Source organism: Dickeya sp. NCPPB 3274 (assembly GCF_000406205.1).
Lineage (GTDB): Bacteria > Pseudomonadota > Gammaproteobacteria > Enterobacterales > Enterobacteriaceae > Dickeya > Dickeya fangzhongdai.
The window spans coordinates 4,554,343-4,575,016 of the sequence record NZ_CM001979.1 but is presented as its reverse complement, the minus strand read 5'-3'; the positions used below and the strand labels follow the sequence as shown (position 1 = coordinate 4,575,016).

General features: G+C 55.8%; 19 protein-coding genes. 9 read left to right on the top strand and 10 right to left on the bottom strand.

Annotated elements, in window-relative coordinates; all coding sequences use genetic code 11:
* The first annotated feature begins 182 nt into the window (after positions 1-182).
* Complete coding sequence (gene glpE, locus DXX3274_RS20455) at positions 183-503, top strand: thiosulfate sulfurtransferase GlpE (protein ID WP_038664846.1); 321 nt, start codon at positions 183-185, stop codon at positions 501-503.
* Between the two features lie 43 nt (positions 504-546).
* On the opposite strand, the gene DXX3274_RS20450 is transcribed toward glpE, so the two are convergent.
* The 3 genes from DXX3274_RS20450 to DXX3274_RS20440 all read right to left on the bottom strand — a co-directional run bounded on the left by DXX3274_RS20450 (position 547) and on the right by DXX3274_RS20440 (position 2,413).
* Positions 547-822 carry a hypothetical protein gene (locus DXX3274_RS20450; protein ID WP_042861392.1) on the bottom strand — a complete coding sequence of 92 codons (276 nt, stop codon included), beginning with the start codon at positions 820-822 and terminating at the stop codon, positions 547-549.
* 97 nt (positions 823-919) lie between these two features.
* Positions 920-1,678, bottom strand: coding sequence for an EAL domain-containing protein (locus DXX3274_RS20445; RefSeq protein WP_042861389.1), 759 nt, complete (start codon positions 1,676-1,678; stop codon positions 920-922).
* A gap of 33 nt (positions 1,679-1,711) precedes the next feature.
* Positions 1,712-2,413, bottom strand: a complete 702-nt coding sequence (locus DXX3274_RS20440; RefSeq protein ID WP_238556066.1) for an EAL domain-containing protein — start codon at positions 2,411-2,413, stop codon at positions 1,712-1,714.
* 497 nt (positions 2,414-2,910) lie between these two features.
* Between DXX3274_RS20440 and glpG the strand changes: the two genes are divergently transcribed.
* The 4 genes from glpG to malQ all read left to right on the top strand — a co-directional run bounded on the left by glpG (position 2,911) and on the right by malQ (position 9,307).
* Positions 2,911-3,735 (top strand): rhomboid family intramembrane serine protease GlpG, encoded by an 825-nt coding sequence (glpG, locus tag DXX3274_RS20435; protein ID WP_039692860.1) that lies wholly within the window; start codon positions 2,911-2,913, stop codon positions 3,733-3,735.
* 143 nt (positions 3,736-3,878) lie between these two features.
* Positions 3,879-4,637, top strand: a complete 759-nt coding sequence (locus DXX3274_RS20430; RefSeq protein ID WP_012768014.1) for a DeoR/GlpR family transcriptional regulator — start codon at positions 3,879-3,881, stop codon at positions 4,635-4,637.
* 44 nt (positions 4,638-4,681) lie between these two features.
* Positions 4,682-7,099 (top strand): maltodextrin phosphorylase, encoded by a 2,418-nt coding sequence (gene malP, locus DXX3274_RS20425; protein WP_042861384.1) that lies wholly within the window; start codon positions 4,682-4,684, stop codon positions 7,097-7,099.
* 12 nt (positions 7,100-7,111) lie between these two features.
* Positions 7,112-9,307, top strand: coding sequence for a 4-alpha-glucanotransferase (gene malQ / locus DXX3274_RS20420; RefSeq protein WP_042861382.1), 2,196 nt, complete (start codon positions 7,112-7,114; stop codon positions 9,305-9,307).
* Between the two features lie 164 nt (positions 9,308-9,471).
* Here the strand turns inward: malQ and nfuA are convergent, their stop codons facing one another.
* Both nfuA and gntX read right to left on the bottom strand, forming a co-directional pair.
* Positions 9,472-10,047: a Fe-S biogenesis protein NfuA gene (gene nfuA, locus DXX3274_RS20415; protein ID WP_042861380.1), complete on the bottom strand. Its 576-nt coding sequence runs from the start codon at positions 10,045-10,047 to the stop codon at positions 9,472-9,474.
* A gap of 56 nt (positions 10,048-10,103) precedes the next feature.
* A complete protein-coding gene (gene gntX, locus DXX3274_RS20410; RefSeq protein WP_042861378.1) occupies positions 10,104-10,808 on the bottom strand; it encodes a DNA utilization protein GntX in 705 nt (234 codons plus the stop codon).
* Positions 10,809-10,886: 78 nt separating this feature from the next.
* Between gntX and bioH the strand changes: the two genes are divergently transcribed.
* Both bioH and DXX3274_RS23155 read left to right on the top strand, forming a co-directional pair.
* Positions 10,887-11,660, top strand: a complete 774-nt coding sequence (bioH, locus tag DXX3274_RS20405) for a pimeloyl-ACP methyl ester esterase BioH (RefSeq protein ID WP_042861377.1) — start codon at positions 10,887-10,889, stop codon at positions 11,658-11,660.
* Positions 11,661-11,825: 165 nt separating this feature from the next.
* On the top strand, positions 11,826-12,302 hold the full coding sequence (locus DXX3274_RS23155; RefSeq protein WP_071603997.1) for an Hcp family type VI secretion system effector: 477 nt from the start codon (positions 11,826-11,828) through the stop codon (positions 12,300-12,302).
* Between the two features lie 92 nt (positions 12,303-12,394).
* On the opposite strand, the gene DXX3274_RS20400 is transcribed toward DXX3274_RS23155, so the two are convergent.
* From DXX3274_RS20400 to greB, 5 genes are all read right to left on the bottom strand, one after another.
* Positions 12,395-12,730 (bottom strand): DUF1493 family protein, encoded by a 336-nt coding sequence (locus DXX3274_RS20400; protein WP_042861376.1) that lies wholly within the window; start codon positions 12,728-12,730, stop codon positions 12,395-12,397.
* A complete protein-coding gene (locus tag DXX3274_RS20395; protein ID WP_042861374.1) occupies positions 12,720-13,181 on the bottom strand; it encodes an STM2901 family protein in 462 nt (153 codons plus the stop codon). Before DXX3274_RS20395 ends, DXX3274_RS20400 begins: the two co-directional genes overlap by 11 nt.
* A 157-nt stretch (positions 13,182-13,338) precedes the next feature.
* Positions 13,339-15,678, bottom strand: coding sequence for a Tex family protein (locus DXX3274_RS20390; protein WP_042861373.1), 2,340 nt, complete (start codon positions 15,676-15,678; stop codon positions 13,339-13,341).
* A 136-nt stretch (positions 15,679-15,814) separates the two neighbouring features.
* Positions 15,815-17,518 carry a lysophospholipid acyltransferase family protein gene (locus DXX3274_RS20385; RefSeq protein ID WP_042861372.1) on the bottom strand — a complete coding sequence of 568 codons (1,704 nt, stop codon included), beginning with the start codon at positions 17,516-17,518 and terminating at the stop codon, positions 15,815-15,817.
* Between the two features lie 217 nt (positions 17,519-17,735).
* Positions 17,736-18,218, bottom strand: a complete 483-nt coding sequence (gene greB / locus DXX3274_RS20380; RefSeq protein WP_038664885.1) for a transcription elongation factor GreB — start codon at positions 18,216-18,218, stop codon at positions 17,736-17,738.
* A gap of 270 nt (positions 18,219-18,488) precedes the next feature.
* Between greB and ompR the strand changes: the two genes are divergently transcribed.
* Together ompR and envZ are read left to right on the top strand one after the other, a co-directional pair.
* Positions 18,489-19,208: a two-component system response regulator OmpR gene (gene ompR, locus DXX3274_RS20375; protein WP_005969424.1), complete on the top strand. Its 720-nt coding sequence runs from the start codon at positions 18,489-18,491 to the stop codon at positions 19,206-19,208.
* A complete protein-coding gene (gene envZ / locus DXX3274_RS20370; protein WP_042861370.1) occupies positions 19,205-20,584 on the top strand; it encodes a two-component system sensor histidine kinase EnvZ in 1,380 nt (459 codons plus the stop codon). Before ompR ends, envZ begins: the two co-directional genes overlap by 4 nt.
* Positions 20,585-20,674 lie beyond the last annotated feature (90 nt).

The following is a 20,674-nucleotide window of genomic DNA, read 5'->3' as shown; positions in this document are numbered from 1 at the left end:
ATTAAAGATAACCTGTTCAGCCTGGGTGAGCCGGGTGTTTTCCCCGTAGCGCACGCCCGACTGTTCACGATATCCCTGTAGTTTGTCCGGTCTATCGGCGCGATGAGTGGGTTACAATGCGCGCAATGCAAGGCATACCATTTGGTAACCATCCCCCTTTATCAGGCAACATGAGGCAGGCAATGGAGCAGTTTGAGGCAATCGATATTGAGCAGGCGCATCAGCGCTGGCAGCAAGGCAATGTGCTGGTGGATATTCGCGATCCGCAGAGCTTTGGCGCCGCACACGTGCCTGGCTCAACCCACCTGACCAACGAAACCCTGTCGGATTTTGTGCGCGGCGCCGATTTCGAACAGCCGGTGATGGTGATGTGCTATCACGGCATCAGCAGCCGTAACGCGGCGAATTACCTGATCAGCCTCGGTTTTGAGGCCGTATATAGCGTGGATGGCGGTTTCGACGCCTGGCAAACGCGCTTTCCGCAGGATGTGGCGGCGCAATGACGGTGAACCGGTATGGCGCGTCAGGCGCCATACCGACGGTCAGTTAGCGGTTTTCGATAAACTGAATAATGTCATGGCAGGCCTCCCGGAGGCGCGTTTTGTCGCGATCGCTCAGTTCGGCCAGTTGGTTAACGTCGATTTTTATGCGCTTCAACCGGGTTGCTAAAAAACCGAATTCCTGTGAGCTTAACGCCTGTATCTTCTGTTGATACAGATAGTGATTCATGCTGGCGACCAGATGAAGGTAGTTGATGATATTCGTTTCGCTCAGCAATAAATCGATGGCGTCTTTCGGTGTCATATCCGCAGGTGTATGCATGTTTTCCCCGGTGTGATAAATAAAATAGCGCCATGCTGAATCATCAGCATGGTGGATAAGATATTTTTAGAATGCGGTGGTCGCGCTGGCGGCGATATTACCGTCGATAAGTATGAATAAATGCGGTCAATTGATCGGCCGTAATCGGTCTGGAAATCAGAAACCCCTGTATTCTGTCGCACTGCAAGGCCGTCAGGGTGCGAAGTTGCTGTTCGGTTTCGACCCCTTCCACCGTGACGGAGAGAGTCATTTCGTGCATCGTTCGAATTAACGACTCAACCAGCAGGCCATTTTTCTTATTGGTGCAAATCTGTGTAATAAGGCTTTTATCGATTTTCACCTTATCGAATTCATACTGGTAAAGGTAATGAATATCGGCGTAGCCCGCCCCAAAGTCATCCAACGACACCGTGATGCCCTGTTCGCGTAATTGATAAATATGTTTTCTGGCGTGAGTGGTATTCTTCAGTCGATGATTTTCCGTTATTTCGATTTCAATTTTTTCGCTGTCGCAGCCGGCGTTATTCAGCGTGGTTATCACGCTGTCAGCAAATCCTTCCTGCTCCAGTTGCAGGGGGGAAATATTGACTGAGAAGGTGCAATCCGGGTTTGCTTTATGCTGACGACAGACTTCGCTGAGCACCCAGATTCCCAGCTTATTGATCAGGCCGGCTTGCTCGGCCAGCGGAATAATACGGGTTGGGGAAAGCGGGCCGAAGTCCCGATGATGCCAGCGCAGCAGGGCTTCGGCACCGTCTATTCGCCCTGTCCTGACGTTGAGGATGGGCTGGTAGCAGAGCGATAGCCCATTATTTTCCCTGATGGCCGCGTCGAGTTCGGCAGCGGTGATAGTCATGTGGCCTGCGAATGCTCCCTGATTGTGGCGTGGTCATGGACGGGTCAGGCCGGGTCGTGGAGGACGCAGCGCATGATCGTCCGTGGTCAGAATAATGGTGTTCCACAATTCGCCCTGCATACCGTAAAACATGTCGGCTGAAAATTTACTGTGAAGCTCGTAATTATCGATTCCGGTGAGTATTGCGCCATCGCTCCATGTATTGACATCATCCAGCACTTTACGAAAGAAGTTCATGTTTCCGTATCGCAACATAAAATCTTTGTTGATTTTAATGTGCTCAAACGGCATTTTCTTTAACGACGTTAAACTGGTATTACCGGTGCCGAAGTTATTGATCCATATTTTCGATATTGCCGATAGCTCTTTTAATGAACGATAATCTTCATGGTTGTTGATGATGTCCATATTAGCATCAACAATAAACCGCACGTTTTTAATAAAGGCGATAGTGTCTTTTATTTCTTTGTTGTTTAAAATAAAAGCCAGCAGTTCTCTGTCCAGTTCAATGGTTATTTTTTGGTCCGGCGACGATGAAAATAAAGAAGCCGTACGAATATAATTCAGTTTCATGGAAAAAAGCTGAAATTTATCCATCAGCCATGATGCGTTTTTCGCGTGTCCCCTGGCGCCGGGGCTGACAGGTATTTCCTGGTTTAATAAAAGGTCAAAAGCAAAAATTCTTTTTTCTCTCGTCAATACCGGAATCAGGCGTATCACGAATAATTCATTCATCGCATGAATAATCACCGCTATCAGTGCTGTTATTTTCTACAGATTAATTTAACGCCTGTGCATCCAATATGAAAATCGTTTAAAACGATCGGTCACTACCTTTCAATTTATAAAATCTATCATTTTAATAAAATTGATCTGTTTAAGTGATATAAAATATGTACCCACATGAATTACACGGCCATCAATACGATAGTGGTAAATATAATTTCAATAATAATCAATTGGTTGATGTTTGTCCCGCTTCCCGCTTTCACGAAAACATAGCTAACTGGCGTCGCGTGGGGGATGTACAGCAGAAGATGTACAGCAGAAGAGGTTGGTCGCCGCCACCAACAATCGTTGGCGGAGATATCCCTCAGTCCATAGATGTGAAAGCCATCACATCCAAACGGAAATAGCAGGGGTTATGAACGGTTATTGCGCTGCGCTCCGGGCAGTAAATGTTTTAGAATCGAAGACATAAATTCATTGGCGGGAAGCGTTGGGCTATTGTCATGATCCGAATTGTTGCGTTATCCAATCCGCGTCTGGCGCAGGCGTTTGTCGACTATATGCACACGCACCAGGTGCGACTGGTTGTCCGCATCAACGGCAGCGAGGTGGATATCTGGCTGCCGGATGAAAGCCAGCAGGAGCGGGTGAAGCAGGAACTGGCGCGCTTTCTGCAGGAGCCCTGGCATGAGCGCTATCAGGCGGCCAGCTGGCAGAACGGCACCACCGACAGCGGGCTGCGTTATCCGTCGTTTTCCTACCTGCAGACGCTGCGCCAGCGTGCGGGGCCGTTGACGCTGGCCGTGCTGGTGGTCGCCATCGCCGTCTACCTGCTGATGCAGGCCTACGGCGTCGAGCGCATGATGGTGCTGTTAGCCTTTCCGGACAGCACGCAGACCCTGCAGCTCTGGCGCTGGTTCAGTCACGCGCTGCTGCATTTCTCGCTGTTGCATCTCCTGTTCAACCTGATGTGGTGGTGGTATCTCGGCGGCCCGGTGGAGCGCGTGCTCGGCACCCGGCGGTTGTGCGTCATTCTGTTATTGTCATCCGCGCTCAGCGGTTGGGTGCAGTCCTGGTTCAGCGGTGTCTATTTCGGCGGCCTGTCCGGCGTGGTGTATGCCCTGATGGGGTACGTCTGGCTGCGCGGCGAGCGTGAGCCGGATGGCTCGCTGCATCTTCAGCGTGGTTTGATGGCGTTTGCGCTGGTGTGGCTGGTGGCGGGCTATTTCGATATTTTGGGCATGTCGATCGCCAATGCGGCGCATGTCGCGGGGCTGGTCATCGGCTTGCTGATGGCATGGTGGGATACACGCAACAGACACCGCTAATGCCATCATACCGTTTACCGAAATCCGAATGAGTGGCAGAAAGGCACGCAGTGGCTACTGCATGGCCGTGCGTTGTTTTGCCTGCGAGGCGCGGTTTGTTAATTGGCCGGCATGACGGCATGCCGGTGTTTGAGGGGATCAATGTGAAGCAAACACAGCGGCACGACGCCATTATCGACCTGGTGCGTCGGCAGGGATACGTCAGTACCGAGGAGCTGGTGGAGCATTTTGCGGTCAGCCCGCAGACCATTCGCCGCGATCTGAACGATCTGGCGGAACAGAACAAGATCCATCGTCATCATGGCGGAGCGGCGTTGCCCTCCAGTTCGGTCAATACCGCCTATCACGATCGCAAAATGATGTGGTCTGATGAAAAAGCCAGGATTGCGAGGCAGGTCGCCAGCCAGATTCCGGATGGTGCTACGCTTTTTATTGATATCGGTACCACGCCGGAAGCGGTGGCCCACGCGCTGATGAACCATAAAGATTTGCGGGTGGTCACCAACAACCTGAATGTGGCAACGCTGCTGACCGCCAAAGAAGATTTCCGCCTGATTCTGGCGGGCGGCGAGGTGCGTAGCCGGGACGGCGGCATCATCGGCGAGGCCACGCTGGATTTCATCTCTCAATTCAGGCTCGATTTCGGCATTTTGGGAATCAGCGGTATTGATATGGACGGCTCGTTGCTGGAGTTTGATTACCACGAGGTACGCACCAAGCGGGCGATTATCGAAAACTCCCGCTGCGTGATGCTGGTGACGGACCATTCGAAGTTCGGCCGTAACGCTATGGTCAATTTGGGTAACATGGATTTGATCGACTATCTTTTTACCGATCAGTTACCACCGCCCAGTGTGCTGAAAATCATCGAACAACATAAGGTACAGTTGGAGTTGTGCTGATCCCGACGTGCCTTTTTCCATCACTGATAGAGGAGAGAGGCACGATGTCACCATCATTCAATCCTTCCCGGTTCGCCGCCGCCCTGCAGCGTCAGTTGCAGGCGTGCGCTCAACCGTCCTTGCAGGCGCTGTCGTTGCGTCAGTGCTGGCAACTGGTGAGCGCTGCGCTGACGGAGCAACTGGATGTGTTGACGTCTGCCGACTTGCTCCCGCCCGACGCCGCGTCTGCGGCGGCGCGGCATGTCAATTACCTGTCGATGGAGTTCCTGCCCGGCCGCCTGACCGGCAACAACCTGCTCAATCTGGGCTGGTATGACGCGGTGGCGGAGGTGCTGGCGCAACAAGGGCTGGCGCTGAGCGATGTGCTGGAACAGGAAACCGACCCGGCGCTCGGCAACGGTGGGCTGGGACGGCTGGCGTCCTGTTATCTGGACGCGATGGCAACGGTCGGCCAGCCGGCGACAGGCTATGGTCTGCATTATCAGTACGGTTTGTTTCGCCAGCATTTTGACGCGGGCTTTCAGCGGGAAACGCCGGACGACTGGCTGCGCGACAGCTACCCCTGGGCGCGTCCGCGTCCGGAGTTGGCGGTGGAGGTCGGCTTCGGCGGCGAACTGGCGATACAGGCGGATGGCAGCGAGCGTTGGATACCGGAGCAGGTTATCGTCGGCGAGGCCACCGATATCCCGGTTATCGGCTATCGCAACGGCAGGGTACAACCGCTGCGGTTGTGGCAGGCCACTCACAGCGACCCGTTTGATCTTGAGCAGTTCAACGCCGGTCATTACCTGAAAGCCGAGCAGCAGGGCATCGCCGCCGCCAGTCTGACCAAGGTGCTTTACCCGAACGATAATCACGCGGCAGGTAAAAAACTGCGCCTGATGCAGCAGTATTTTCAGTGCGCCTGCGCCGTGGCGGACATCTTCCGGCGGCATGAGCGCGTAGGAAGGTCTCTGGAGACGTTGCCCGACTATGAAGTGGTGCAGTTGAACGATACCCATCCGACGCTGGCGATCCCCGAAACCCTGCGTCTGTTGCTGGACGAGCACGAAATGCCGTGGGAACAGGCCTGGCAGCTTACCGGGCGCCTGTTTGCCTACACCAATCATACCCTGATGCCGGAGGCGCTGGAGTGCTGGGACGAACGGCTGTTCGGCCGGCTGCTGCCGCGTCATCTGTCGATTATCAAAACGATTAATGAGCGCCTGCGCCAGCAGGTGGAGGCGCGCTGGCCGGGCGACAGGCACGTCTGGGCGCGGCTGGCGGTGGTGCATCGCCGTCAGGTGAGAATGGCGAATCTGTGCGTAGTGGCCTGCTTTGCGGTCAATGGGGTGGCGCAGATGCACTCTGATCTGGTGGTGCGCGACCTGTTTCCGGAATATCACCAGCTGTGGCCGACGAAGTTTCACAATGTCACCAACGGCATTACGCCGCGCCGCTGGCTGAAACAGTGCAACCCGGCGCTCTCTTCGCTGATTGACGATACCCTGCGTACCGAATGGGGCAACCGGCTGACGCTGCTGGACGGGTTGGCGCCCTATGCGCAGGACAGCGCGTTCCGGGCGCGCTACCGGCGCATCAAGCAGGACAACAAAACGCAACTGACGCAATTTTTGCAGCGCGAATACGGCATTCGTATCGATCCGGCCTCGTTGTTTGATGTGCAAATCAAACGGTTGCACGAATACAAACGGCAGCATCTGAATCTGCTGCACATTTTATCGCTGTATAAGCGATTGCTTGCCGACCCCGGATTGGATATCGTGCCGCGCCTTTTTCTGTTTGGCGCCAAGGCTGCGCCGGGGTACGTGCTGGCAAAAAACATTATTTACGCCATCAACTGCGTGGCGGAGCACATTAACCGGGACAAGCGGGTGAATGATCGCCTGAAAGTGGTCTTTTTGCCGGATTACCGTGTTTCGCTGGCGGAGCGGATTATCCCGGCCGCTGACGTATCGGAGCAGATTTCCACGGCGGGCAAGGAGGCGTCCGGCACCGGCAACATGAAGCTGGCGTTGAACGGCGCGCTGACGGTGGGCACCCTGGACGGCGCCAATGTGGAGATGGCGCAGGAAGTGGGCGCGGAGAATCTGTTCATCTTTGGGCATACCGTCGAACAGGTGAAAGCGCTGACCGCCGACGGCTATAAACCCGCTCGCTACATTGCCGCGAATCCATTGCTCAAGGAAATCCTCGCCGAACTGGCCGATGGAACCTTCAGTCACGGGGATAAAACGGCGTTCGCCCCTCTGCTGGATAGCCTGCTGAAGCTGGGGGACCCCTATCTGGTGCTGGCCGATTTCGCACCTTACTGCCAGGCTCAACAGCGTGTGGATGAGCTGTATCGTGAACCTGATGAATGGACGCGTCGCTGCATTCTGAATACCGCCCGTATGGGGATGTTCAGTGCCGATCGGGCAATTCATGATTATCAGAAACGCATCTGGACGATGCGTGATTAAGGAATCAATACCATGGCGTTGAAAGCAAAAAAATCTGTACCCCAACATCCGGGGATCGCTGATACCTATAAAGATGCTTACGGTAATGAACAGGCGATAGACCAGGAAACCCGCGCGAAACTGCTGCAACTGCTTGATGTGGCGGCTCCGACGATAGCGCCGTTGCCTTCGGTGTGCGTATTCCGGCAGGGGCAACAGCATAGGTTGCCGCTGCGCGATGAAGGCGAGTATGGCTGGACGCTCACCTATGAGAAAGGCGGCATTATCGAAGGGCGTTCGGCCGGGCAGGCGGCGCTGGCGTTGCCGGACAACCTGCCGCTCGGCTACCACCAACTCATTCTGACGCAGGGCGAGCAGCAGTGGTCATGCCGGGTGATAGTGGCGCCGGCGCGGTGTTATGAGCCGGAAGCGCTGACGCAGGGAAAACGCTGGTGGGGCGTCACGGTGCAGCTTTATACCCTGCGTTCGTCGGATAACTGGGGGATCGGCGATTTCGGCGACCTGAAAACGCTGGTGGAGCAGGTAGCGCGCCGGGGCGGCGCTTTTGTCGGCCTTAATCCGTTGCACGCGCTTTATCCGGCCGAACCGGAAGCCGCCAGCCCGTACAGCCCGTCATCGCGCAACTGGCTGAATATTATCTATATCGATGTGAATCAGGTGGATGATTTTCATCAGAGCGACGCCGCCTGCGAGTGGTGGAAGCAGGATGACGTCCAGCGACGGCTGACGGCCGCCCGCGCCAGCCGATGGGTGGATTACGCCGCGGTCACCAGCCTGAAACTGACGGCGCTGCGGCTGGCGTTCAACCATTTCAATCGCCGCAACGCGCTGGACCCGCGCAAAACCGCCTTCCAGCAATTTCTGAAAACCCACGATGAAAGCCTGTTGCAGCAGGCGACTTATGACGCGTTGCAGGCGTGGCTGAAGAAGCAGGACGAACCGGCCGCCGATTGGTTACAGTGGCCGCGGGAATACCATGACGCGCGTAGCGACGCCTCGCTGCGATTCCGACAGGAACACGCCGATGATGTGCAGTTTTATTGCTGGCTGCAGTGGCTGGCGCATGAACAGCTGGCGACCTGTTTTTCCCACAGCAAACAACTGGGCATGCCGATCGGTCTGTATCGCGATCTGGCGGTGGGGGTGGCGCAGGGCGGCGTGGATACCTGGGGCGATCAGCAATTGCACTGCATGTCGGTGACGCTTGGCGCGCCGCCGGATCCGCTGGGGCCGGGCGGACAGAACTGGAACCTGACGCCGATGCACCCGATTCTGCTGCGCCAGCGCGGCTATCAGCCGTTTATCGATTTGTTGCGCAGCAACATGGCGCACAGCGGCGCGCTGCGTATCGACCATGTGATGGGGCTGCTGCGGCTGTGGTGGATTCTGAGCGGTAGCACCGCAACCCACGGCGCTTATGTGCTTTATCCGGTGGATGATCTGCTGGGGATTCTGGCGCTGGAAAGCCATCGTCATCGCTGTCTGGTGATCGGCGAAGATCTGGGGACGGTGCCGGATGAGATCGTCAACAAACTGCGCGACAACAGCATCTATTCCTATAAGGTACTGTTTTTTGAAAAGGATCAGCACGATCGTTTTCGCGCGCCGGACGAGTATCCGCCTCGCTCAATGGCCACGATCACCACCCACGACCTGGCGACGCTGCGTGGCTACTGGCAGGGCGTCGATCTGACGCTGGGCAAGGATCTCGGGCTGTATCCCACCGACGCATTGCTGCAACAGCAGCACGACGCGCGGGAAAGCGCCAAGCAGGGGCTGCTTGACGCCCTGCATGAACAGGGACTGCTGCCGCAGCGGGTTGGGCGTAATGCATCGCTCACGACCATGAGCGCCCAGCTTAACCGCGGAGTGCAGCGTTATCTGGCCGACAGCGCCAGCGCGCTGCTGGGATTGCAGCTTGAAGACTGGTTGGATATGGCGACGCCGGTGAATGTGCCGGGCACCCATCAGGAATACCCCAACTGGCGGCGCAAGCTGAGCCGTTCGCTGGATTCCATTTTTACCGACCGCTATCTGGAACGGTTGATTCGGGATATCGATTTGCGTCGTGGCGGACCGGTACCGTCGCGGACCAGAAAGACGGCGAAGCCGGCAGGTAACGAGCAGCAGGAAGAAACAAAAAAGGAGAGACAAAAAAGAAAGAAACGAAAAAGAAAGAACGAAAAAAGCCTGAGCGGCGGCGAGTAAGCGGCGCCGGGAAAAACGACGGGCGGCCAGGTGACTGGCCGCCCGTGATAATCAAAACCGGCTCGATGGGGCCGGTCGTCAGCATCGCATCCGATCAGCACTGCATCGTATCCATCTGATAAGAATGACTATCCCAAGCGACATCCTGTCAGAATGACATCCTATCAATAGTAGGAGTGTTCGCCGCGCTGATGCTCGGTGAGGTCACGCACCCCTTTCAGTTCCGGGAATTTCTGCAACAGCTCTTTTTCGATGCCTTCCTTCAGGGTGTAATCCACCATGGAACAGCCGTTGCAGCCGCCGCCGAACTGCAGAATGGCGTAACCTTCCCCAGTAATTTCCATCAGCGTGACGCGGCCGCCGTGACCGGCCAACTGCGGGTTGATCTGGGATTGCAGCACATACTCCACGCGCTCCATCAGCGGAGCATCGTCGCCGACTTTGCGCATCTTGGCGTTCGGCGCTTTTAACGTCAGCTGGGAACCTAACTGGTCGGTCACGAAGTCGATTTCGGCGTCTTCCAGATACGGCGTGCTGAGTTCATCCACGTAGGCGGACAGTTTCTCAAATTTCAGCTCGGTATCGTTCGGCTCGACGGCATCGGGCGGGCAGTAGGACACCCCGCACTCGGCGTTCGGGGTACCGGGATTGATGACGAAGACACGGATCTGGGTGCCTTCCTCCTGTTTGGCCAGCAGCTTGGCAAAGTGCTCCTGAGCAGCGTCGGTAATACGAATCATAATGTTAACTCAATAGTTGACTACGCCAGTTGGTTATAATACGCCCATCCCGGCGGTTACGACAAGGTGCGGCATAGACACCACACCTGAACCTGCCGCGCGCCGGCATGGCGCAATACCCGGCTGACTTCCGCCGCGGTGCTGCCGGTGGTCACCACATCGTCCAGCAGCACTAACCGTTTACCGTCGACGTCATGCCGACACTCGAACGCGCCGCGCAGGTTGCGGCGACGGGAATGCGCGCCCAGCGTCTGCTGGGGAACGGTAGAACGCACACGGATCAGCGCGGCGGGGTGATACGCGCAGCCCAGCCAGCGCGCCAGCAGACGCGCGAGCAGGTCGGTCTGGTTGAAGCCGCGCCGCCAGTGACGCCGTCGGTGCAGAGGAACGGTGACGATGGCGTCAGGCCGCGGATACGCGGCGGGCAGGCTCAGGGCGGTGTCCTGGCGGCGCGCCAACCATTGCAGCAGCATCAGCCGCGCCAACGCCGGCGCCAGCTCGGTGCGCCCCTGAAATTTGACGCGTTTGAGCAGCGTGCTCAGCGGCGGCCGATAATCGCTGACAAACAGCAACGACTGCCACGGCGGCGGCTGTTGCAGGCACCGTCCGCACGGCAGCGTGTCGGACGCCGAAGGCAGGCCGCAGCGCGGACAGCTGGTGACCGGCAGCGGCAGATGACGGCGACAGTGACTGCAAATCCCGTGATGACTATGATAGAGCGGCTGCTGGCAGAGCCAGCACTGTGCCATGATCGTCAACATCGCATTTCCCTGAGTCATCAGGCATGCCGGGCGGCGTGGCCTGAATTATTCCATTTCTGACGGAGGACAACATAACCCATGGGAGCACTGCACTGGCAAACGGAAGGGGAAGGAACATGCGAACTTGTGATGCTGCATGGCTGGGGAATGAATTCGCAGGTATGGAACAACATCGTCATGCGACTGGCCCCGCATTTCAGGCTGCATCGGGTGGACCTGCCGGGTTATGGTCAGAGTCAGGGATTCGGGGTGATGTCGCTTGCCGACATGGCGCAGCAGGTGCTGGCGCAGGCGCCGGAGCGGGCGGTATGGCTGGGCTGGTCGCTGGGCGGGCTGGTAGCCAGTCAGGCGGCGCTGAGCGCGCCGGAACGGGTCAATGCGCTGATTACGCTGGCGTCGTCCCCGTGCTTTGAAGCGCGCGGCGACTGGCCGGGCATCCGCCCACAGGTGTTGTCCGGTTTCCAGCAAATGCTGAGTGAAGATTTCTTCGGCACCATCGAGCGCTTTCTGGCGTTGCAGACGCTGGGTACCGAAAGCGCCAGAAAAGACGCCCGCTTGCTGAAAGTGGCGCTGTCCGGTCAACCGACGCCTACTACCGAAGTGCTGAACGCCGGGTTGGAGATCCTGCGCCACGCCGATCTGCGTGAACCGCTGACCACACTGACCGTGCCGTTCCTGCGTCTGTACGGCGCGCTGGACGGGTTGGTGCCGCGCAAAGTCGCCGCGCTGATGGACGCACAGTACCCGCACTCCACCTCCGTAGTGATGCCGAAAGCCGCCCACGCGCCGTTTATTTCCCATCCGGAAGCGTTTGTGGAGCATGTGGTGGGGTTTGTGGGGGAAAATCTATAGGTGCAGTAGATTAATGGGAATGGTTTATCGAAATACGAGGATTGTGATACAAGGATCTCTGCGATTCGGTTGCTGTATTTAAATCAGCTCGATGTAATTTTTGTAATGCCAGTTTTAAAAGAAAGTATCACACGTGGATGACTGAATAGAAAAAAGGATGTAAAAATGTCATATCTTATTTATCTAACTTTGGAAGGCGATCAGCAGGGATTAATTTCTTCTGGCTGTTCTACTATAGATTCTATCGGTAATCGTTATCAGTCTGGACATGAAGATCAGATACAGGTATTAGGATTGAACCATACGATAACACGAGATGATAATGTGGCTCATCATCCGATACAGTTAGTAAAGCCTATCGATAAATCTTCTCCGCTGTTAGGCGTATCCATTACTTCAAATGAAAAGTTAACGGCAAATTTTTTCTTCTATAGAACGAATTCAGCTGGGAAGTTGGAAGTTTTTTATGAATTAACATTGGCTGATGCCAGAGTAGTATCTGTATCTTCATCGTATCCGCACTCTATAAATAATATAGAGTCAATCCCTTATGAAGAGATTATGCTTAAATATAAAAGCATATCTTGGTCGCATAAAGCTGCCGGCACTTCTGGTTATAGTATCTGGCATGATGGAGTATAACGAAGAGATTAATTATTATTTTTAATAACCTCCGAAGTATATACCCTAAACTAAGATTTGATGTGTGACGGGTATAGTATGCACTTCGGAGGTCAGTCGTAAAGCCAACGTCCTAATCTTGCAGATTCTATAAGCATCGCTACAGATAATATTTTTAATTCTGGTTTTTCTATCTTTTTAAAAGGGTTTAAAAGAGAGAGAAAACTATGTTCTGAATAATCATAATAATAATTTTTTATATTAAAACCATCTGGGGTGACATTTAGTTCTTTAAAGAAATCAGACATCAATGCCTGTATTTCATCATCATCAAAATCAAAGTCTGAGTTTATTATAGTTTCCTCTGTTATTTCTTTTTGATATGGAGTTATTGAAATTCCAGCGTGTCTCTCTACCAGATCTATTACTTTCTTCTTATTAATTTCCATATAATTTATCCTCTCCTCTGGCTATCTGATTGTAGTGTCGTACAGTATTATAGGATATGGTGCTTACATCGCAAATTAATATGGCCCAACCTAAAACAGGTATTGTTCTGCCAACGAATGTCCCTAGGTTCCTGACAAACCTTATCTTTAATCCTTGGATTGGACCGCCAATAATCGTTGGTAATGATATTCCCAGCGGGATTTTTGTTTTTTTGAATATTCGTCTTGAGTATATGCTAGATAATGACGTTCCTTTTATTGCACCGGACGGTTTTCTTCTTGTGTCTTGATCATTTCTCCCTAAAAGAATCATGCTCATCGCGAGTGCATCATCAATGCCAAAGTGTTTCATGGTTTCATCAACCATAACCCAGAAGAATAATTCACCTGCGCTTAAATTTATCATCCCATTATAAAAGTATGTTCCACCTATTTCTTCCACTGTATCCATGTGTAATTTCCTTTTGAGGCACTTGAAATAATTTTTATGTAGTTAATCTGATGAGGATTGTTGTCTTTTGCATATGCATATCATTCGGGCATGATACGCCCGTCACCGCTCCTGAATAAAGGGTTCAGGCTCGATAGCCTGAACCCTGGCAGAGATATCACCGTTTCTTAAACGCTGCCGCCAGCGCGTCGCTCATGGCGCTGTTGCCTGCCGGCGTGCTGCTCTGGCGCGGACGGGCCTTGTTCCCTGCTTGCGACGGGCGCGGCGCATTATTGCCGTTGTCGCGCTCGCGTCCGCCGCCGCCGCGACGGCTGTTGCCCTCGCCCGGCTGTTCGTCCAGCCGCATGGTCAGCGCGATGCGTTTGCGTTGCAGGTCCACTTCCAGCACCTTCACCTTGACGATGTCGCCGGCTTTCACCACCTGATGCGGGTCTTCCACGAAGCGATCCGACAGTGAGGAGATGTGCACCAGCCCGTCCTGGTGTACGCCGATATCCACAAACGCGCCGAAGTTGGTGACGTTGGTGACGGCGCCTTCCAGAATCATGCCCGGCATCAGATCGTTGAGGGTTTCCACCCCGTCGGCAAAGCTGGCGGTCTTGAATTCAGGCCGCGGATCGCGCCCCGGTTTTTCCAGCTCTTTGATGATGTCGGTGACGGTAGGCACCCCGAAGCGATCATCGGTAAAGCTGGCCGGTTTCAGGGTGCGCAGCGCACTGGAATTGCCCATCAGGTCCTGCAGTTTCTGCTCGGTGGCGGCCAGAATACGCTCCACCACCGGGTAGGCTTCCGGGTGGACGGTGGAGGCGTCAAGCGGGTTGTCGCCGTGGTTGATACGCAGGAAGCCGGCGCACTGCTCAAAGGCTTTCGGACCGAGACGGCTGACTTTCAGCAGTTGGTCGCGGTTGTTGAAGCGCCCGTTTTCGTCGCGCCAACTGACGATGTTCTGCGCCATCAGCCGGGTGAGGCCGGCCACGCGGGTCAGCAGCGGCACCGAGGCGGTGTTGAGGTCGACGCCGACGGCGTTCACACAGTCTTCCACCACCGCGTCCAGTTTCTTCGCCAGTTGCGTCTGGCTGACGTCATGCTGGTACTGGCCGACGCCGATGGATTTGGGGTCGATCTTGACCAATTCGGACAGCGGGTCCTGCAGGCGGCGGGCGATGGACACCGCGCCGCGCAGCGACACGTCCAGATCCGGGAACTCCAGCGCCGCCAGTTCGGAGGCGGAATACACCGACGCGCCCGCTTCGCTGACGATCACCTTCTGAGCTCGGATGTCCGGGAACTGTTTCTGGGTATCGAGGAAGAAACGCTCGGTTTCGCGCGAGGCGGTACCGTTGCCGATGGCGACCAGCTCCACCTGATGCTTGATGCACAGCGCCGCTACCACGGTAGCCGCTTTGGCGGCCTGACCGGTGTGCGGATAGATGGTGTCGGTCGCCACCAGTTTGCCGGTGGCGTCCACCACCGCCACTTTCACGCCGGTGCGCAGGCCCGGGTCCAGCCCCATCGTCGCGCGCATGCCGGCGGGCGCCGCCATCAGCAGGTCGTGCAGGTTGCGGGCAAACACGTTGATGGCTTCGTCTTCGGCTTTTTCACGCACGCTGCCCATCAGCTCGGTTTCCAGGTGCAGCAGTACCTTGATGCGCCAGGTCCAGTTCACCACCGCGCGCCGCCAGCCGTCCGCCGGCGCGTTGCCGAGACGCAATCCCAGATGGTCGACGATGATTTGCTCGCAGTGGCTCTCTTTCGGCGGTTCGTCAAACTGCGGATCGGCGTTAAGCGCCAGTTGCAGCACACCTTCGTTACGGCCGCGGAACATCGCCAGCGCCCGGTGCGACGGCACCTGCGACAGCGGTTCGTGATGGTCGAAGTAGTCGCGGAATTTCGCGCCGTCTTCCTCTTTGCCTTCCACCACGCGGGACACCAGATGGGCGTTTTTCCACAGGTAATCACGCACCTTAGCCAGCAGTGCGGCGTCTTCGGCGAAACGCTCCATCAGAATATAGCGCGCGCCGTCCAGCGCGGCCTTGACGTCGGCCACGCCGTTATCGGCATTGACGTAAGCGTCGGCCACGTGTTCCGGCGTCTGGCTCGGGTCGTTCCACAGGTTGTCCGCCAGCGGCTCTAGTCCGGCTTCGATGGCGATTTGCCCGCGCGTGCGGCGTTTGGGCTTGTAAGGCAGGTAGAGGTCTTCCAGCTCGGTCTTGCTGAGCGTGGTGTTGATCGACGTCGCCAGCGCGTCGGTCAGCTTGCCTTGTTCCTCAATGGATTTGAGGATGGTCTGGCGGCGTTCTTCCAGCTCGCGCAGGTAAGACAGGCGGCTTTCCAACTGACGCAGTTGGGTGTCATCCAGCCCGCCGGTGACTTCTTTACGGTAACGGGCGATAAAAGGAACCGTGTTGCCTTCATCCAGCAGTTGAATGGCCGCACTGACCTGTTCGGTTCGTGCCTGCAGTTCGCTGGCAATAATCTGGCTTAATGCATTCGTCATAGTGTTATCAGTAAGATAGTTTTATTAGCGAGATAATGAACGTTGAAAGGATAAACGACTGGGGGACAGTTATACGGATTGACGGCGCAAAATGCCAGTCAGACAAACGGAGGGTTTTGGCGGCAAGCCGCCTTGGTCAGTTCTGGCGAAAGGGCGCAAAGTAACGTTGATAGCGGGAGGCTTTCATCTGTTGAATATCTACCAGTATCAGCCCGTCTACACTGTTGCCAAAATCCGGGTCGATGCCGAAATCCATGAATTGCACGCCGCCAGGTTCGCATAGCTCAGAATACTGCTTGTAGAGTGTTGGAATGGAACATCCCATGTTGCCCAGCATACTTTTTAGCCGGGTCAGATCTTGCTGATAGTCATTGCCGTCAAACTGTCGTAGCGCGTCCGGTAAGGAAGTAGGATAAGGTCGTCGGGAGTGAGCGAAGGGATGTCGGGCCGAAAAATACAGCCGGTAGAATGCCACCATCAAGTCTTTCGCCGTCAGAGGCATAGTACCGAAAGAGACGATACCGAACAGGTAACGGCAGTGTGGATAACGCGCCTGATAAGCGCCGATTCCAAGCCACAGGTAGTCCAGACCACGCTTACCCCAGTATTTAGGCTGGATAAAGCTGCGGCCCAACTCGATTCCCTGAGATAAAATTGGGTTCATCTCTTCGCCATACTGAAAAAGGCTGTGGCTGAATAAGGCGGAAAGACCTTTTTCCGCTACGAGTTCTGCGGTGGGAATGAAACGATAGGCTCCCACAATTTCCAGCTCGCGGTCATCCCACAAAATCAGGTGTTGGTAGTCGTCATCAAAGCGGTCCAGATCCCGGCGTTTACCTGTGCCGGAACCGACGGCGCGAAAGGCGATTTCGCGTAGGCGGCCCAGCTCGCGCAGGATCGGCACGTAATCTTCGCTGCCGCGACGATAGAGATAGATTTTTTTGCCGTCCGGCGTGGTACCGAGTGCTTCGCAGGTTTCCAGCGCCCGTTTCAGCAACGCGCGTTCTTCCGGCAGCGCAATCGGCTTGTCGCCGTTAAAACAGCCGGGTTTGCCTTGCCCCAGCCGGTAGACATGGCGGCGGAAGCGGGCGGCCAGATCGTTGGGCTGCCATTCGCCCTGACTCCAGGTTGAGTGAGGGATCTGCGCGCCGATACGAAAGCGCAGCCGGTTGCCATGCTGGCGGAACATTTCCCGCACCAGCAACAGGGTGGACAGCGGGCGATAAATCAGCGACGACAGGTAGAACAGATTGCTGTTACGTCCGCTGATATGAATCGGCACAATCGGCGCGCGCGCTTTGGCCGCCATGCGGATAAAGCCGCTATGCCAGTGGCCGTCCCGGATGCCTTTCAGGCTCATGCGGGAGACTTCGCCGGCGGGGAATATAATGATCGCGCCATCGCCGGCCAGATGTTCCTGGATGGCGGCGAGCTGGTGGCGCCGGGTGCGGTTGCTAAAGTTGTCCACCGAAAAAAACAGGTTTTTCAGGGGTTCGATATAGGAAAGTAATTGGCTGGCGACGATACGCACATCCGGGCGCACGCTGGCGACGGTACGTAGCAACGCCAGGCCGTCCAGCGAACCGATCGGGTGGTTGGCGACCAGTACCACCGGTCCATGACTAGGGATGTTTTCCAGATCGCCTTCCACCATTTCACAATTGAGGCTGAAGTAATCCAGAACCTGTTCCACCAAATCCAGTCCTTTGAGGTGGGGGTAACGCCGGGAAAATTGCTGGAATTCATTCTCGAACAACAGACTACGCAGCAGTGAACGCTGCCAGGTTGGAGTGGAACGATGCGGAGCAAGTTCTTGTAATAGGTTATCCAGGCTAAACATAAACGGGCCCTCCATAATCACCGTTGCCACGGTAAGGGAGGGAAATGACATCTTTATGTCAAAGTGAGAACAAATATGTGAAGGTAAGATTTAATATGTCTAAAAAAAAGAATAAGAATGACTAATAGCAACGCATTTTGATATTTGTGTGCCGGAACAGCGGACAAGGCGGGCGCTGCCGGAAAAACGCCCGCCGGAATGACGGGGTTCGGGCAGGTCAGTCGATAGGGTTGCGATAGTCGATTTTATTGACGTACCAGACCTTTGGGCCGGTTGGCGTATTAACCACCGCTTCTTCATCCACCGCTTTTTTCAGCAGCGCGCGCGCCATTGGGGCGTCAATTGAGATGTAATCCTTGCGGCCGTAAATTTCATCCGGCCCGACGATCCGAAAGCGTTTCACGTCGCCGTCTTCGTTTTCCACCTCGACCCAGGCGCCGAAAAACACCTTGCCGTCTTGCTGGGGGGAGTAATCCACCACGCGCACGACCTGCAGGCGTTTGCGCAGATAGCGCACCCGGCGGTCGATTTCACGCAACAGGCGTTTGTTGTAGAGGTAATCGGCGTTTTCGCTGCGATCGCCCAGGCTGGCGGCCCAGGCTACCTTCTCCGTGATTTCCGGGCGGCGTTCCTTCCACAGATAGTTGAGTTCCTGATGCAGGGCTTCATAGCCTTCGCGCGTGATCAGATCGGTTTTCATACGCTTTTCTGAAATGTGAGGATCATAAAATCGTTATAATCGTTGGCTGTGAGATAACATAGCGGATAAATCGTCATTTGTGGCGTGATTTGCAGTGCCCGGTGATGGGAACGGCTTGATTACAACGTATTTTTATACCCTTTGTAACAATTTTGCCTAGAATATATACCAGAAACGACTGTCAGTTCATTGCCGGTTTCTGAACAATATCAGATGGTGTTTCGTAATAAAGCCAAGCGCTGGCGGCTATCACGTCTTTGGAGAAGAGAGATGCAAGAGAATTATAAAATTCTGGTTGTGGATGACGATATGCGCCTGCGTGCGTTGCTGGAACGCTATCTGACCGAACAGGGTTTTCAGGTCCGTAGCGTCGCTAACGCCGAACAGATGGATCGCCTGCTGACGCGCGAATCCTTCCATCTGATGGTGCTGGACCTGATGTTGCCGGGGGAAGATGGTCTGTCCATCTGTCGCCGTCTGCGCAGCCAAAGTAACCCGATGCCGATCATTATGGTGACGGCGAAAGGCGAAGAAGTGGACCGGATCGTGGGGCTGGAAATCGGTGCGGACGACTACATTCCCAAACCGTTTAACCCGCGCGAACTGCTGGCCCGTATCCGTGCGGTTTTGCGCCGTCAGGCCAACGAATTGCCGGGCGCGCCGTCGCAGGAAGAGGCGATTATCGCGTTCGGCAAGTTCAAACTGAATCTGGGCACGCGCGAAATGTTCCGCGACGACGAGCCGATGCCGCTGACCAGCGGCGAGTTCGCCGTACTCAAGGCGCTGGTCAGCCATCCGCGCGAGCCGTTGTCCCGCGATAAACTGATGAACCTGGCTCGCGGCCGTGAGTACAGCGCCATGGAACGCTCGATTGATGTGCAGATTTCCCGTCTGCGCCGCATGGTAGAGGAAGACCCGGCACATCCGCGTTACATCCAGACCGTGTGGGGGCTGGGTTACGTGTTTGTGCCGGACGGCAGTAAAGCATGATTCGATGGCGCTTCTCTCCGCGCAGCGCCTTCGCCCGTACGCTGTTGCTGATTGTTACTCTGCTGTTCGTCAGTCTGGTCACCACCTATCTGGTGGTGCTTAACTTCGCGATTCTGCCCAGCCTGCAGCAGTTCAACAAGGTTCTGGCCTACGAGGTCAGAATGTTGATGACCGACAAGCTGCAACTGGAAGACGGTTCCACGCTGGACGTGCCCCCCGCGTTCCGGCGTGAGATTTACCGCGAACTGGGCATCTCGCTCTACACCAACGCCGCGGCGGAGGAGAGCGGGCTGCGCTGGGCGCAACACTACAAGTTTCTGAGTCAGCAGATGGCGCAGCAACTGGGCGGGCCGACCGAAGTGCGGGTGGAAGTGAGCAAGAATACCCCGGTGGTGTGGCTGAAAACCTGGTTGTCGCCGGATATCTGGGTGCGGGTGCCGCTGACGGAAATCCATCAGGGCGATTTCTCGCCGCTGTTCCGTTATACCCTGGCGATTATGCTGCTGGTGATCGGCGGCGCCTGGCTATTTATCCGGGTGCAGAACCGACCGCTAGTGGAGCTGGAGCACGCCGCCATTCAGGTGGGGAAAGGCATTATTCCGCCGCCGCTGCGCGAGTACGGCGCGTCGGAAGTCCGTTCGGTGACGCGCGCTTTCAATCAGATGGCGTCCGGGGTCAAGCTGCTGGCGGATGACCGCACGCTGCTGATGGCCGGCGTCAGCCACGACCTGCGCACGCCGCTGACCCGTATTCGTCTGGCGACGGAGATGATGGGCCAGGAAGATGAATATCTGGCGGAGTCGATTAATAAGGATATCGAAGAGTGCAACGCCATCATTGAGCAGTTCATCGACTATCTGCGCACCGGTCAGGAAATGCAGATGGAGGTGGCCGACCTCAACGCGATTCTGGGGGAAGTGGTGGCGTCGGAAAGCGGTTACGAGCGCGAGATCGACAGCGAACTTGCTCTGGGCGAGTTGCAAATGAAGGTTAGCCCGTTGTCCATCAAGCGGGCGGTGGCGAATCTGGTGGTGAACGCGGCCCGTTACGGCAACGGCTGGATTCGCGTCAGCAGCGGCCGTGAGTTGCAGCGCGCCTGGTTCCAGGTGGAAGACGACGGCCCCGGCATCGAACCGTCGCAGCTTGCGCACCTGTTCCAGCCGTTTGTGCGTGGCGATAGCGCCCGCAGCACCAGCGGCACTGGTCTGGGGTTGGCGATTGTGCAGCGTATCATTGATGCGCACAACGGATCGCTGGATGTCGGCGTCAGTGAGCGCGGCGGACTGCGGGTGAGAGCCTATCTGCCGTTAACCTTCCCGAATCAATCCGGCGGCACGCCGGCGCGTGATGGCAACCGGCGGCATCGGCCCCTGTAAGCGGCAGAAAGAAATAGAACAAGCAGCGGCGTACGCTGCCAGAAAAACGACGAAAACGGTAAAGAAAAAGGCGCGATGAACGCGCCTTTT

Excerpts from the sequence above, each read along its gene's own strand:
- DXX3274_RS23155 (WP_071603997.1), top strand. The coding sequence starts at position 11,826 with ATGTCATATCTTATTTATCTAACTTTGGAAGGCGATCAGCAGGGATTA.
- ompR (WP_005969424.1), top strand. The coding sequence starts at position 18,489 with ATGCAAGAGAATTATAAAATTCTGGTTGTGGATGACGATATGCGCCTG.
- greB (WP_038664885.1), bottom strand. The coding sequence starts at position 18,218 with ATGAAAACCGATCTGATCACGCGCGAAGGCTATGAAGCCCTGCATCAG.
- envZ (WP_042861370.1), top strand. The coding sequence starts at position 19,205 with ATGATTCGATGGCGCTTCTCTCCGCGCAGCGCCTTCGCCCGTACGCTG.
- bioH (WP_042861377.1), top strand. The coding sequence starts at position 10,887 with ATGGGAGCACTGCACTGGCAAACGGAAGGGGAAGGAACATGCGAACTT.
- DXX3274_RS20440 (WP_238556066.1), bottom strand. The coding sequence starts at position 2,413 with ATGAATGAATTATTCGTGATACGCCTGATTCCGGTATTGACGAGAGAA.
- DXX3274_RS20450 (WP_042861392.1), bottom strand. The coding sequence starts at position 822 with ATGCATACACCTGCGGATATGACACCGAAAGACGCCATCGATTTATTG.
- nfuA (WP_042861380.1), bottom strand. The coding sequence starts at position 10,047 with ATGATTCGTATTACCGACGCTGCTCAGGAGCACTTTGCCAAGCTGCTG.
- malP (WP_042861384.1), top strand. The coding sequence starts at position 4,682 with ATGTCACCATCATTCAATCCTTCCCGGTTCGCCGCCGCCCTGCAGCGT.
- gntX (WP_042861378.1), bottom strand. The coding sequence starts at position 10,808 with ATGTTGACGATCATGGCACAGTGCTGGCTCTGCCAGCAGCCGCTCTAT.
- glpE (WP_038664846.1), top strand. The coding sequence starts at position 183 with ATGGAGCAGTTTGAGGCAATCGATATTGAGCAGGCGCATCAGCGCTGG.
- malQ (WP_042861382.1), top strand. The coding sequence starts at position 7,112 with ATGGCGTTGAAAGCAAAAAAATCTGTACCCCAACATCCGGGGATCGCT.
- DXX3274_RS20390 (WP_042861373.1), bottom strand. The coding sequence starts at position 15,678 with ATGACGAATGCATTAAGCCAGATTATTGCCAGCGAACTGCAGGCACGA.
- DXX3274_RS20385 (WP_042861372.1), bottom strand. The coding sequence starts at position 17,518 with ATGTTTAGCCTGGATAACCTATTACAAGAACTTGCTCCGCATCGTTCC.
- DXX3274_RS20395 (WP_042861374.1), bottom strand. The coding sequence starts at position 13,181 with ATGGATACAGTGGAAGAAATAGGTGGAACATACTTTTATAATGGGATG.
- glpG (WP_039692860.1), top strand. The coding sequence starts at position 2,911 with ATGATCCGAATTGTTGCGTTATCCAATCCGCGTCTGGCGCAGGCGTTT.
- DXX3274_RS20445 (WP_042861389.1), bottom strand. The coding sequence starts at position 1,678 with ATGACTATCACCGCTGCCGAACTCGACGCGGCCATCAGGGAAAATAAT.
- DXX3274_RS20400 (WP_042861376.1), bottom strand. The coding sequence starts at position 12,730 with ATGGAAATTAATAAGAAGAAAGTAATAGATCTGGTAGAGAGACACGCT.